Genomic DNA, 12932 nt, shown 5'->3' on the forward strand with positions numbered 1-12932 from the left:
TTCGCGGCATATTACACATCAATAAAGCACTTTAATATGGTCAGACATCATCAACATAATTGGGTGGTTTCCCCCGGAACAACGCCCACTCCCTTTGATTGCCGCATCTTGGAAATGCAGGAGAAGGGCTTTATCGTCCCCACCAATCGGCTGGTGAAAACGCCCGAACAGATTGAAGGCATTCGACGCGCTGGAGTCATCAATACGGGCATTCTCGACATGCTGACCACCGAAATCCGCGAAGGCATGACCACTGGTGAAATTGACCGACTTGTGGCGCAATATACCGCCGATCATGGGGCAATCTCGGCCTGTTTGGGCTACGAGGGATTTCCAAAAAGTTGCTGCACTAGCATCAATGAGGTGGTGTGTCACGGCATCCCCTCCGACGAAGAAGAACTCTTTGACGGTGACATCATCAATGTTGATGTGACGACCATCAAAGACGGCTATTACGCCGACGCTTCACGAATGTTTATGATTGGCAATGTCGACCCTAAGGTGAAACGTCTGGTCGAAGTGACCAAAGAATGCTTGGAGATTGGTATGAAAGCTGCACAGCCTTGGGGTTTTGTCGGTGACATCGGCAAAGCGATTGGCAAATACGCCCATGAACACGGCTACAGCGTGGTGCGCGAATTGGCAGGGCACGGTACAGGACTGGAGTTTCACGAGGACCCGATTGTGGACCATTACGACACACGCCATCGGGGGATGCTCCTCGTTCCAGGCATGGTGTTTACCATCGAACCGATGCTGAACATGGGCGGCCGCGAGGTCTTTATCGACGAGGAAGATGGATGGACTGTGGTGACTGAGGATGAGCTTCCCTCTGCCCAGTGGGAGCACACCTTTGTGATGACCGAAAAAGGTTTGGACATCTTGACGCATTAAACATTCACACCTTAGTTTATGAAATCTACAATCACGATTCTCGCCATCGAATCCAGCTGCGACGACACTTCAGCAGCCGTGATGCGCGACGGAGTGCTACTCAGCAATGTCACCACCTCCCAAGCCGTGCACGAGCAGTATGGCGGCGTTGTCCCGGAGCTTGCCAGTCGCGCACATCAACAGAACATTGTTCCCGTGGTAGATGCTGCCCTCAAACAGGCCCACATCGATAAGTCGCAACTCACGGCCATCGCTGTCACCTTAGGCCCGGGGCTGATGGGCAGTCTGCTCGTTGGGGTGAGTTTTGCCAAAGGGTTTGCTGCGAGTTTGGGCATTCCGCTCATTGAAGCCAACCACCTACATGGCCACATTTTAGCCCACTTCATCCATGCTGAAGGGGAAACACACGACGATCCGCCCTACCCTTTCCTTTGTTTGCTGGTGAGTGGCGGGAACTCTCAGATTGTGAAAGTCAACGCTTATAATGACTTTGAAGTGCTTGGTCAGACTATAGACGATGCTGCCGGCGAAGCCATAGACAAGTGTTCAAAAGTGATGGGATTGGGATATCCTGGAGGCCCTATCATCGACCGTCTTTCCCGCGAAGGAAATCCCAAAGCATTTTCTTTCTCCAAACCTCATATTGGTGGATATGATTATAGTTTCTCAGGGTTGAAAACCTCTTTCCTTTATTTTCTGAGAGACCATATGAAGGAAAATCCAAACTTCATCGAGGAAAACAAAAACGACCTCGCCGCATCGCTTGAAGCTACGATTGTAGACATCCTTATGAAAAAACTCATCGCTGCTTCTAAAGCTACGGGCATTCGCCACGTGGCTTTGTCCGGCGGTGTGAGTGCCAACACGGCTCTGCGCTCTGCTTTCAAAGCGATGGAAGAACGAGGCATTTGGAGAATCTATATTCCCAAGTTTTCTTACACCACCGACAATGCTGCCATGATAGCCATGACAGGACACTATCGATACCTTGACGGCGAGTATTGCCCGCTGGATAAACCAGCCTTTTCACGCACAGTATTTTAATCATAACGTAATTATATAATGGAATTAGATCTCAAAGTAACCAGTAAGGATATTAACGAAATCCTTTGGCGCAATCACAAAACCCTCTCTGTGGCAGAAAGTTGCACTTCCGGCCGCGTAGCCAGTGTCATCACCTCCGTTCCAGGTTCATCACAATACTTTAAGGGAGGCGTCATTGCCTATTCAGACGAGGTGAAGATTAAGAACTTGGGCGTTTCGGCCGAAGTCATCGAAACACAGACTCCCGTTTCAGAAGATGTCGTAAAAGCCATGGTACTGGGCGCCAACAAAATGTTTGAAAGTGACTATGCCGTAGCCATCAGTGGCTTTGCAGGCCCCGGTGGTGTAGAAAATGGAAAGAATGCCATCACGGTGGGCACCATTTGGATTGCGGTGGGCAATGAAGAAGAAATCATGACCACTATGCTTGAGGAAGACAATGGGCGCGACAAAAACCTCGCTTCTGCCACCAGCACTGCCATTCACATGTTGCTTGATTATCTTAAAAAGCACCTCGACGAAACAACCGAAGAGTAAAAAACTCGTCTAATGGCGTTTTTCGTTGGAAAAGTTTGTTAGTTAGGAAATTAAATCGTAATTTTGCCTCTCGATTGGGAATAACAACAAATTAAGCAATAGAAAATTACAGATAGCAATGTCTAAGATTTGTCAAATTACCGGTAAGAAAGCCATGATTGGCAACAACGTTTCGCACTCGAAGCGTCGCACAAAGCGCACTTTTGATGCAAACTTGTTTACTAAGAAATTTTATTATGTTGAGCAAGACTGCTGGATTTCACTCAAGATTTCTGCTGCCGGCCTTCGTCTCATCAACAAGGTCGGCCTTGATGCAGCCCTCAACAGCGCTGTAAACAAAGGTTATTGCGCTTGGAAAGAAATTAAAGTAATCGGCTAATCAGTAAAATAACATGGCAAAGAAAGCGAAAGGTAATCGAGTTCAGGTAATCCTCGAATGCACCGAACACAAAGATAGCGGCATGCCCGGAACCAGCCGTTACATTACGACTAAGAACCGCAAGAACACTCCCGAACGTCTTGAGTTGAAGAAGTACAACCCCATTCTCAAGCGTATGACGGTTCACAAGGAAATCAAGTAAACAACACCGCAATCTCCATAAATCATGGCAAAGAAAACAGTCGCTTCGCTCCAATCGGGTAAGACTGATGGGCGTTCGTATACGAAAGTTATCAAGATGGTAAAAAGCCCCAAGACTGGTGCTTACATCTTCGATGAGCAGATGGTTCGCAACGAAGAAGTCGCAGACTTTTTCAAGAACTAAACCCTGCTTGACAGCATAGAACAAAAGTTCTTTTCTATCGCTTCTGCAATCAAACTTTGCAGAAGCGATTTTTTGTCGCTTTTCTTGTAGCGAAAAGCCTACAATCCAGTTTTTTGTTGTATTTTTGCACGAAATAGATTGCAGTAGTATGGGATTTTTTAATTTCTTCTCTAAAAAAGAAAAGAAGGAGACCTTAGATACAGGTCTTCAGAATACAAAAGCCAGTGTTTTCAGCAAATTGACTCACGCTGTTGCGGGAAAGTCCAAAGTCGATGAAGACGTCCTCGACAATCTTGAGGATGTCTTGATTACGAGCGATGTCGGTGTCGATACGACCCTCGACATCATCCATAATATAGAGGCACGAGTGGCACGCGACAAGTATGTCGGAACCTCTGAACTCAACCGCATCTTAAAAGAAGAAATCATCAACCTCTTGGCAACCGATGGAAGTCCAGACACAGAGGGTTTCGAAATCCCATCCCTCAATCGCCCTTATGTCATTTTAGTGGTGGGCGTCAATGGCGTAGGAAAAACGACAACCATAGCCAAACTCGCCTACCAGTTTAAGGCAGAAGGCAAGAAGGTGGTATTGGGTGCTGCCGACACATTCCGTGCTGCTGCAGTAGAACAGCTCTCCATCTGGGGCGAACGCATAGGAGTGCCCGTGGTCAAACAGAAAATGGGAGCAGACCCTGCCTCTGTGGCCTACGACACCTTGGCTCACGCCACCGTAGAGCACGCTGATGTCGTCATCATTGACACCGCTGGTCGTTTGCACAATAAGATAGGTTTGATGAATGAACTCACCAAAATAAAGAAGGTGATGCAAAAGATAGATGTGAACACCCCGGACCAAGTGTTGCTTGTACTTGACGGCAGCACCGGACAAAATGCTTTTGAACAAGCCAAACAGTTTGTCAAAGCGACCGAAGTGACCGCTTTGGCCATCACAAAACTGGACGGCACCGCCAAAGGTGGTGTGGTCATCGGTATTTCTCATCAAATGAAAGTCCCTGTGAAATATATTGGTCTGGGCGAAAAAATGACCGACCTCCAGCCCTTTAATCGAATAGAATTTGTCGAATCCCTCTTCTCCAATCAATAAACCTCGCATCCTTTTTTACGCCAATGAAACATACCATTGATGTCATCACCATGGGGTGCTCCAAGAATCTCGTTGATTCAGAGCGCCTCCTCCGTCAATTTGAAGCTATCGGCTGTGACTTCCATCACAACCCAGACGAACTTCATGGAGATATAGCCGTCATCAACACATGTGGATTCATCGGTGATGCTAAGGAGGAGAGTATTAATACCATTCTGGAGCTCTGCGAGCAAAAGGAACAGGGAAATCTGAAAGAAGTCTATGTTATGGGCTGCCTTTCAGAGCGATACCGCAAAGAATTGAAAGAGGAAATTCCGGAGGTCGACAAGTTCTATGGAAAGTTCGATTGGAAAGACATCATTAGCGACCTTACAGCTGCCAATGAGTGGAGCAAGAGTAGTTGTCAGAGCCTAAGCAATCGTGTGCTGACCACCCCCAAGCACTATGCCTACTTAAAAATCTCCGAAGGTTGCGATCGCACTTGCGCCTATTGCGCCATTCCATTGATCACCGGTCGTCATAAGACGCGACCTATGGAAGAAATCTTTGATGAAGTCAAAGAGCTTGTAGAACAAGGCACTCACGAGTTTCAAATCATCTCCCAAGAACTCACTTTCTATGGCATAGACCTCTATGGACGCCAAGCCATAGCCGAGTTGATAGAAGGAATTGCCCACATTCCTGGGGTAGAATGGATACGTTTGCATTATGCCTACCCGGCTCGCTTTCCTATGGATTTGCTTCGGGTGATGCGTGAGAACAAAAATGTCTGCAACTACTTGGACATTGCCTTGCAGCATATCTCAGAGAACATGCTTTCGCGCATGAAGCGCCACATCACGAAGCAAGAAACGTTAGATCTTATTGCGGCTTTTCGCCGTGAAGTGCCTGGTATTCACCTGCGCACGACACTTATGGTGGGCTTCCCCGGCGAAACGGCCGAAGATTTTGAGGAGCTTATGGACTTTGTCAAAGAAGCTCGTTTTGAGCGTATGGGCGCCTTTGCTTATAGTGAAGAAGAGGGAACCTTTGCTGCCGAAAATTATCAAGATGACATCAGCGATGAAGTCAAGCAAGAACGCCTTGACCAACTGATGGCACTGCAAGAACAGATTTCCTCCGAAGCGCTGGCTCAAAAAGTGGGACAGATCTATCGTATCATCATTGACCGCCGTGAAGGAGACTATTTTATTGGCCGTACTGAGTTTGACTCTCCCGAGGTCGATTGTGAAGTGCTTGTCAAAGCAACAGATGCTCCTCTACACATCGGCAGGTTCTACAACGCCCGAGTCACCCGCACTGAAGAGTTCGACCTCTATGCTGACATCATTTAACCCCATTGCCAAGCTCTCTTTCCCATGAACAACAAAGAATTTCTTAGTGAGCTTTCTGCGCGTTGCGACATCACTGTCAAGGAGGCTCGCCAACTCGTCGAAGGGTTGACCAATGTTCTGGCAGATACCCTGGACGATGGTGACACTTTCTCCCTACAAAACTTCGGAACTTACGAAGTGAAGATGAAAAAAGAGCGTATCATCGTCAATCCCTCGACCAAACAGCGGCAATTGGTTCCTCCCAAACTCACTATTGCTTTTAAGGCCAGCAATACGCTGAAAGATAAACTCAAAAAATAACAGTGAAGAATGGCTCGAAAGTTTCTCCTTCAAGACATAGCTGAAAGCCTCTCTGCACGAGAAGGTATCACCAAGCGAAAAGCCGAACTCTTTCTTCGTGCATTCTTTGAATTGACAGAAGAGGGAGTGCTGCGCGACAGTTTTGTCAAAGTGACCAACTTTGGCACCACAAAGATAGTGGACGTCAGCCCCAGAGAAAGCGTGAATGTCAATACCGGGGAGCGTATCCAAATTAATGGTCACGCCAAAGTCTCTTTCCTACCAGACAGCCTGCTGCGCAATCTGGTCAATCGCCCATTCGAGCTCTTCTCCACAGCTTTGCTTCATGAGAATACCACAGAAGAAGAACTGGATGCGGTCGATGACACCCTTCTTCTTGAGGAGGTAGAAGAGGAGAGGATGCAGGAGGAAAAAGAAGAGGAATTGCTGCCCCTCTCCGAAGAGTCCCCCTCCTCGGCAGATACATTTTCAGGAACTGCAGAAAAGCCCTCAGCCATAGATGCCGATGGAGAAGCCGTAGATGCGACCTTATCCACATCCGACACCGACTGGAAGGTCTCTGAAGAGAAAACAACCGAAGAACAATTCGGAACTCTTCAGCCTGATCCACAACCGGACATCACTCTCAGTAAAGAGGAAACTTCAGATACCCTCGAAGATGAGGAGCATTACAAAAAGACAGCAGAAATAGATATCGAAACCGAAACTCAAACCATTGTCACTACGGTTTCGCCCGGCACAACGACCTCCCCGACCCCAACTTCCGCTTCGGGGGTGACAAATATCAAAGGTTCAATCATAGTGAAGACAGAAAAACCAGAAAAAGGCGTCACCACGAAGATGGTGAATAAGTGGCAAATTGCCTGCCTCGTATTGTTCACCCTGCTGATGACTGCAATTGGCTATATCATAGGTTTCCAGTTAGGACAAAATACAATCTCTCCTTCTTCGCAGCACTCAAGCAAAGCGGTGCAAGAAGTGGTCGAAAAGCCTTCCCGACAACCGACCACCTCCCAAGCTCCTCAGTCCTCTATGCACCCAGAACCTTCTGCTAACAAAGTTGACGTCCAACAACAGAAAACCACCTCTACCGACCTTCAGATTGCTCCGGCCGAGCAGACAAAGACTCCTCAAAAGCCTGCCCCCACCATCTCACAGTCCCCGACACGAGAGCAACTGGACAAAGCCGCGCAATACCAGCAAATGCCCAAAGGCAACTACCTGATAGTCGGTACGCTCAGTACTCACGTACTGAAACCCGGCGACAACCTCTATCACTTGGCCAAACAAATCTATGGGGACAAAGCCTTCACACGCTACGTCATTCTCTACAATGGTCTACAAAATCCCGACTTGATTGCCGTCGGGCAAACCATTAAGTTTCCCAAGCTGGTAGAAAAATCAAGCCGACCCCAATAAGCAAGCCCACTTTCTCTATTCCCTCAACAGTTCAAAATAGATATCATGTTTGACATCCAACTCAACGAGAGCGGGACACGCCATCTGCAAGTGAGTGAGGACAACCTACGCACCATCGAAAAATACGCCCTCTTCCGTGACCTTGTAGATTCCACGGGCTATGTGACAGAAGATGTTTTGGAAAAGCTCAAGTGCAACATTCGCTCCATCATTGCCCACTCCACAGAGAACAGCAAAGACCTCCTTGACCTCTGCATCGATGTGATTTATCACGAAAAGATGAAAGCCTTTGGACTGAAAAATCTCATCTTGGCTTTCTTGGAATGGGAAGCAAACCGCCCTTCTCTTCCGGCCGAAGAAGCATAGACCATCATCCCCCTCTTTATCTTCATCTCAAAAAAACATCCTATGTTTCCGCCATTCCCAAGGAAACATAGGATGTTTGGCTCATACTCTTGTCACAGCCACTCCCTTGCCGACACCGCAAAGTAAGGCTTCCACTTTTTCTTTTCTTATGCCACAACTCACCGACTGGCTCCCCACTACGAAGCGCGAAATGGAGCTTCGCGGTTGGACACAGCCCGACATCATTCTTTTCTCCGGCGATGCCTATGTCGACCACCCTTCCTTTGGAGCAGCAGTCGTTGGACGATTGTTTGAAGCCGAAGGTTTTCGCATTTGCATTGTGCCCCAGCCCTCGTGGCACGGCGACTATCGCGACTTCAAGCGCTTCGGCCGCCCACGCCTTTTCTTCAGCATCTCTCCGGGAAATATGGACTCGATGGTGAATCGCTACACCGCTGCCCGCCGCCTGCGTTCGGAAGACGCTTACAGCCCCGATGGACGTCACGACATGCGACCGGAAATGCCGAGCATCGTCTACACCCACATTCTCAAAGAGCTCTATCCCGATGTGCCCGTGGTGCTGGGAGGCATCGAGGCTTCCTTGCGGCGCGTCACCCACTACGACTATTGGAAGGAGACCCTGCGCCCCTGCATCCTGGAGGAGAGTGGCGCCGACCTGCTCATCTATGGCATGGGCGAACTTCCGCTGGCAGCTTTGTGCCGGCTCGTAGAGGAGAAACTCACCCACCACAAGGAGGAATTGTTTGCAACAGCCGAAGATTTCCGCCAACTGCTCCGTAAATATCCCATCCTCCAGACCGTTACGCTCGAACACGAGAAGGACATCCACGGTGGCATCCGCCCCGACGATATCGTGCTCCACTCCCACGAAGAGTGTGCGCGCGACCGCAAACTCCACTCGGCCAACTTTCGCCATGTTGAGGAGGAGAGCAATAAGCTCGAACCGCAGCGCATCCTCCAGCGCATCGGCAAGTGGAAAGGTGTAGGCATGGAAGAAGCCTACGACCCGCGCTATGCCGTGGTCAATCCACCCTTCCCCCCGATGACCACCGAGCAGATCGACCGCAGTTTCGACTTCCCTTACACCCGACTGCCGCATCCGAAGTACAAGGGCAAGAAGATACCGGCCTACGAAATGATCAAGTTCTCCGTCAATATGCACAGAGGCTGTTTCGGAGGCTGCTCTTTCTGTACCATTTCCGCCCACCAAGGCAAGTTTGTCATGAGCCGCTCGAAAGAAAGCATTCTGCGCGAAGTGCGGCAAATCATCGAAATGCCCGACTTCAAAGGCTATCTCTCCGACCTGGGCGGCCCATCGGCCAATATGTATGGCATGCGCGGTCGCAACCTCGACATCTGCCGAAAGTGCAAGCGCCCCTCGTGCATCCACCCCAAAATCTGTGCCAACCTCAATGTAGACCATGCCCCGATGGTCGACATTTTCAAGGCCGTCGATGCCTTACCCGGCATCAAAAAGAGTTTCATCGGTTCAGGCGTACGCTACGACCTCCTGCTCTACAAGCAAAAAGATCCGGCCCTCCAAAAGGCCGCAATGGACTACACCCGTGAGCTCATCCTTCATCACGTTTCGGGACGATTGAAAGTGGCTCCAGAACACACAAGCGACCGTGTGCTCAACTTCATGCGCAAACCCTCGTTCAATCTCTTCTATGAGTTCAAAGAACTTTTCGACCGCATCAACCGAGAAGCCGGACTGCGCCAGCAACTCATCCCCTACTTCATCTCCTCTCACCCCGGCTGCGAACCCGAAGACATGGCCGACCTTGCCGCAAAGACCAAAGATCTCAACTTTCAGCTTGAGCAGGTGCAGGACTTCACGCCGACTCCCATGACCGTAAGCACCGAAGCCTGGATCAGTGGCATTCACCCCTACACGCTCGAAAAGGTTTTCTCTGCCATCTCTCCGACCGAAAAGAAAAAGCAACACATGTTCTTCTTTTGGTACAAACCCGAAGAACAGCAACGCATCGTACAGGAGTTGCGCGCTATGGGCCGCGATGATCTGCTTCATCGGCTTTTTCCCAATGGCGCCCCCTCTCTGCACGCTCAGCAGCGGCACACCGACAGTCACCGGCACCCTTCGACGGACTCTGGCCGCCAACGCGGAAAGCCGAGTGGAAAACGTGAAGGCAAATCAAAGTCCAAAAGCTACAATCCCAACTTCGCGCCCCACCCCACCAAGCGCCCTAAACGTTAGTTTTCGCCCGATTGACAAAATCCCGACAATACAGGCAAAGTTAACTGGAAGGTTGAAAAACTTCAATAAGTACCGTGCAATCTATAAACCAAACTTTGGTTTATGTAATTCAAACTTTGGTTTATGTAATTCAAACCTTGGTTTATATAAACCAAAGTTTGAATTATAGAATTGCTTTGATCTAATTGACTTTTTCTCCGGCAGGGAGAAGTTTTTTTCTGGAAGTTTCGGATTATGAGTATAACAACACAACACCGCCTGAGTTCATCGATGAACTCAGGCGGTGTTGTGTTGTTAGAGGAAGCCTTCGGTCAGCGTGCACGCTGGTAAGTGATTTCATAGAAATAGGGGTGGACGCTCCGTGTGGCGTTACGCTGCCCCTCTGTGCTGGGGATGATGAGGCGCACTTTGGCAATCTCCCCCTGCGAAGTGCTTTGGCGCCCAAGGCGCAGGAAAGGAAGCGGTTGCAACCAACCCGAGGGGACAATGGCACCGTAGGTGCGGGCCATCAGGCCGCTTAGAAACGAGGCGGTGTAAGTGCCGTATCTGTTGGTGACGGTCATGATTTCGGGCCACTGCTCGTAGCGCCAGTCCACGTTGCTCAGAGTGAGGGTGTCGGCCGCGATGTCAAACTCGGTGAAGCGGCAGATGACTTGTGAGGTTTCGCCCTGCTTGATTTTCTCCCCTGTTCCTTTGCGCAGGATTTGGAGGTAAACCCCCGAACCGGCCAGCAAGACGTACTCGTTTTGCGCCACGTTGGTGGTGGAATCTTGGGCGTAAAACTGTGTCTCTGAAATGACCTTGATGTTGGGAGCCACGGAGAAGAGGTCGGCGGTGTTGTCGGGATTGCGCAGGGTGCGTCCGCGCTTCAAGAAACTGTCAATTTGCTTGTTTTCCTTTTCACGAAGGTCGGCATAGGTATCGTCGTTATTGCAGGCGACAAAGGCAGACAGCAGGGTGGCAAGAGCAAACAGGGGAAGGAAGAGGGATTTCAACATAATGGAGAGGTTGGGTTGATTTTGTGGCAAAAGTACAAAAAAAATCTCTCCCGCTCGTAAAGTGGAAGAGATTTTAACGAGGTGGGACGACTACACTTCGGCATCTTCGTAAAGGAAGCGCTTGATGGAGCGTTTGGGCGTCTTTTCAAACTCTTCGCGATAGATGCGGATGCCCACAATCTGCTCGTAGGCATTGATCATCTGGTTGAGTTCCTTACGATTCTGTTCCATTTGTGCGGCGAGGGCTGCTTCATCCAGCCCGACTTTCTCCGCCTCCTCAAAGTCGGGATGAATGAGGGCGTAAAGTTTTTGGTCGCGCTGGATGACGATGCTCTCCATCACGTAAGGAAGCGTGTTGAGTTTGTCTTCGATTTCTTCGGGATAGATGTTTTGACCGTTCGAACCGAGCAGCATGTTCTTGCTGCGTCCACGGATGTAGAGGTTGCCCTTTCGGTCGAGGATGCCCAGGTCGCCGGTGTGATACCAGCCTTCACTATCGAGGGTGGCAGCGGTGGCTTCGGAATTCTTGTAGTAGCCAAGCATGACGTTGGCACCGCGCACCAGAATTTCGCCCACAACGTGGTGAGGGTCGCTGCTGTCGATGCGTACTTCCATACGTGGTGCTGCCTTTCCGCAAGATCCTTGGGCAAAGTTGTTCCAGTCCTCGTAGGTGATGATGGGGGCACACTCAGTGGCGCCATAGCCCACGGTGTAGTTGAACCCGATTTTCTTCAAGAACTGTTCCACCTCGGTGTTGAGGGCTGCCCCACCAATGATGACTTCGTAGAACTCGCCCCCAAACACTTTCATGATTTGCTCGCGCACCTTGGCTAGTATTTTATCGCTGATTACGGGCAGGCGAAGCAGGAGTTTCATCGAGGGTGTTTCGAGTTTGGGGAGAACGTTCTTCTTGATAATTTTCTCGATAATCAAAGGTACGCTGATGACCACGCAAGGCTTCACATCGGCAAAAGCCTGCACAATGACTTTGGGGCTGGGCAGACGGGTGAGGTAGTAGATGTGAATGCCGTGGATGAACTCGAAGAGGAACTCAAAAGCCATGCCGTACATGTGGGCCATGGGAAGCATGGAGATGATGCGCTGCCCGGCTTGGACATGGTTGCCCAGCACTTCGACGGCAAACTCATAGTTCGACCACAGAGCACGATAAGGCACGAGCACGCCTTTGGAGTTGGAAGTCGTTCCGGAAGTGTAGTTGATCATGGCCAGCGCTTCGCCATCGGCGGCAGCGGCGTAGTGCACGTGCTCTTTGCGGAAGAATTTGGGATACTTCTTACCGTAAAATTCGTTGAGCCGTTCGCGGGCTTCGGTGAAGGCTTCGTTGCGGCTCAATTGAAGCATGAAATCCGGGATGTAGACGATGCCCTCCAAAGCCGGCATCGCGTCCGGGTTGAGCGTGGGCCAAACCACATCGCCCACAAAGAGCAAACGGGCATCGGAGTGGTTGACAATGTTGTGCACCTGCTCTGCCTTAAACTCATGAAGGATGGGCACCGCAATGGCGCCATAGGTCAACGTGGCCAAGAAAGCCACCGCCCAATGTGCACTATTGCGGCCGCAAATGGCAATTTTATCACCGGGCTGAATATCGGCATTTTCAAAGAGGATGTGCAATTTCTCGATTTTGCGCGCTACGTCTTTATACTGCAACGTAGCTCCTTTGTAGTCGGTCAGCGCAGGCATGTCCCAGTGGTCAATGATGCTTTTCTCGATCAGCCCGACGTAGTCTTGATAATGGTATTCCATGAAAAGAATAAAAATTTCTGTCAGCGGACGATGGGCAAACGGCTCATCTCTCCTGCTCAATCTTGTTCGTTTTGTGCAAAAGTAATATATTTTTCAGAATTGGCAAGAACAAAAGGATTGGAAACTGCACACGTAAGCGGTTTTTTGTGTACTTTTGCCAAAGAAAACGGCTGATTAGAACGT

General features: G+C 49.8%; 14 protein-coding genes. 12 read left to right on the top strand and 2 right to left on the bottom strand.

Annotated elements, in window-relative coordinates:
- Positions 1-36 precede the first annotated feature (36 nt).
- The 12 genes from map to H8527_RS02560 all read left to right on the top strand — a co-directional run bounded on the left by map (position 37) and on the right by H8527_RS02560 (position 9984).
- Complete coding sequence (gene map / locus H8527_RS02505; protein WP_187545299.1) at positions 37-894, top strand: type I methionyl aminopeptidase; 858 nt, start codon at positions 37-39, stop codon at positions 892-894.
- 18 nt (positions 895-912) lie between these two features.
- A complete protein-coding gene (tsaD, locus tag H8527_RS02510) occupies positions 913-1938 on the top strand; it encodes a tRNA (adenosine(37)-N6)-threonylcarbamoyltransferase complex transferase subunit TsaD (protein ID WP_187545301.1) in 1026 nt (341 codons plus the stop codon).
- Between the two features lie 18 nt (positions 1939-1956).
- On the top strand, positions 1957-2475 hold the full coding sequence (locus H8527_RS02515; RefSeq protein ID WP_187545303.1) for a CinA family protein: 519 nt from the start codon (positions 1957-1959) through the stop codon (positions 2473-2475).
- Positions 2476-2593: 118 nt separating this feature from the next.
- Positions 2594-2854, top strand: a complete 261-nt coding sequence (gene rpmB / locus H8527_RS02520) for a 50S ribosomal protein L28 (RefSeq protein ID WP_187545304.1) — start codon at positions 2594-2596, stop codon at positions 2852-2854.
- 13 nt (positions 2855-2867) lie between these two features.
- Positions 2868-3056: a 50S ribosomal protein L33 gene (gene rpmG, locus H8527_RS02525; RefSeq protein WP_187545306.1), complete on the top strand. Its 189-nt coding sequence runs from the start codon at positions 2868-2870 to the stop codon at positions 3054-3056.
- Positions 3057-3080: 24 nt separating this feature from the next.
- Positions 3081-3239 (top strand): DUF4295 domain-containing protein, encoded by a 159-nt coding sequence (locus H8527_RS02530; protein ID WP_187545308.1) that lies wholly within the window; start codon positions 3081-3083, stop codon positions 3237-3239.
- A 148-nt stretch (positions 3240-3387) separates the two neighbouring features.
- Positions 3388-4347, top strand: a complete 960-nt coding sequence (ftsY, locus tag H8527_RS02535; RefSeq protein WP_187545310.1) for a signal recognition particle-docking protein FtsY — start codon at positions 3388-3390, stop codon at positions 4345-4347.
- Positions 4348-4370: 23 nt separating this feature from the next.
- The gene (rimO, locus tag H8527_RS02540) at positions 4371-5681 is read left to right on the top strand and encodes a 30S ribosomal protein S12 methylthiotransferase RimO (protein WP_187545312.1); all 1311 of its coding nucleotides are present in this window, start codon (positions 4371-4373) and stop codon (positions 5679-5681) included.
- A 24-nt stretch (positions 5682-5705) separates the two neighbouring features.
- Complete coding sequence (locus H8527_RS02545) at positions 5706-5981, top strand: HU family DNA-binding protein (protein ID WP_187545314.1); 276 nt, start codon at positions 5706-5708, stop codon at positions 5979-5981.
- Between the two features lie 9 nt (positions 5982-5990).
- Positions 5991-7400 (top strand): HU family DNA-binding protein, encoded by a 1410-nt coding sequence (locus H8527_RS02550; protein ID WP_187545316.1) that lies wholly within the window; start codon positions 5991-5993, stop codon positions 7398-7400.
- Positions 7401-7445: 45 nt separating this feature from the next.
- The gene (locus H8527_RS02555) at positions 7446-7766 is read left to right on the top strand and encodes a hypothetical protein (RefSeq protein ID WP_187545318.1); all 321 of its coding nucleotides are present in this window, start codon (positions 7446-7448) and stop codon (positions 7764-7766) included.
- A 148-nt stretch (positions 7767-7914) separates the two neighbouring features.
- Complete coding sequence (locus H8527_RS02560) at positions 7915-9984, top strand: YgiQ family radical SAM protein (protein WP_187545320.1); 2070 nt, start codon at positions 7915-7917, stop codon at positions 9982-9984.
- A 311-nt stretch (positions 9985-10295) separates the two neighbouring features.
- On the opposite strand, the gene H8527_RS02565 is transcribed toward H8527_RS02560, so the two are convergent.
- Positions 10296-10982 (bottom strand): DUF4827 domain-containing protein, encoded by a 687-nt coding sequence (locus tag H8527_RS02565; RefSeq protein WP_187545322.1) that lies wholly within the window; start codon positions 10980-10982, stop codon positions 10296-10298.
- Positions 10983-11072: 90 nt separating this feature from the next.
- Positions 11073-12749: an AMP-binding protein gene (locus H8527_RS02570; protein ID WP_187545324.1), complete on the bottom strand. Its 1677-nt coding sequence runs from the start codon at positions 12747-12749 to the stop codon at positions 11073-11075.
- Positions 12750-12932: the final 183 nt, after the last annotated feature.

It is taken from the genome of Alloprevotella sp. Lung230 (assembly GCF_014385435.1).
Lineage (GTDB): Bacteria > Bacteroidota > Bacteroidia > Bacteroidales > Bacteroidaceae > Alloprevotella.

Excerpts from the sequence above, each read along its gene's own strand:
- map (WP_187545299.1), top strand. The coding sequence starts at position 37 with ATGGTCAGACATCATCAACATAATTGGGTGGTTTCCCCCGGAACAACG.
- tsaD (WP_187545301.1), top strand. The coding sequence starts at position 913 with ATGAAATCTACAATCACGATTCTCGCCATCGAATCCAGCTGCGACGAC.
- H8527_RS02515 (WP_187545303.1), top strand. The coding sequence starts at position 1,957 with ATGGAATTAGATCTCAAAGTAACCAGTAAGGATATTAACGAAATCCTT.
- rpmB (WP_187545304.1), top strand. The coding sequence starts at position 2,594 with ATGTCTAAGATTTGTCAAATTACCGGTAAGAAAGCCATGATTGGCAAC.
- rpmG (WP_187545306.1), top strand. The coding sequence starts at position 2,868 with ATGGCAAAGAAAGCGAAAGGTAATCGAGTTCAGGTAATCCTCGAATGC.
- H8527_RS02530 (WP_187545308.1), top strand. The coding sequence starts at position 3,081 with ATGGCAAAGAAAACAGTCGCTTCGCTCCAATCGGGTAAGACTGATGGG.
- ftsY (WP_187545310.1), top strand. The coding sequence starts at position 3,388 with ATGGGATTTTTTAATTTCTTCTCTAAAAAAGAAAAGAAGGAGACCTTA.
- rimO (WP_187545312.1), top strand. The coding sequence starts at position 4,371 with ATGAAACATACCATTGATGTCATCACCATGGGGTGCTCCAAGAATCTC.
- H8527_RS02545 (WP_187545314.1), top strand. The coding sequence starts at position 5,706 with ATGAACAACAAAGAATTTCTTAGTGAGCTTTCTGCGCGTTGCGACATC.
- H8527_RS02550 (WP_187545316.1), top strand. The coding sequence starts at position 5,991 with ATGGCTCGAAAGTTTCTCCTTCAAGACATAGCTGAAAGCCTCTCTGCA.
- H8527_RS02555 (WP_187545318.1), top strand. The coding sequence starts at position 7,446 with ATGTTTGACATCCAACTCAACGAGAGCGGGACACGCCATCTGCAAGTG.
- H8527_RS02560 (WP_187545320.1), top strand. The coding sequence starts at position 7,915 with ATGCCACAACTCACCGACTGGCTCCCCACTACGAAGCGCGAAATGGAG.
- H8527_RS02565 (WP_187545322.1), bottom strand. The coding sequence starts at position 10,982 with ATGTTGAAATCCCTCTTCCTTCCCCTGTTTGCTCTTGCCACCCTGCTG.
- H8527_RS02570 (WP_187545324.1), bottom strand. The coding sequence starts at position 12,749 with ATGGAATACCATTATCAAGACTACGTCGGGCTGATCGAGAAAAGCATC.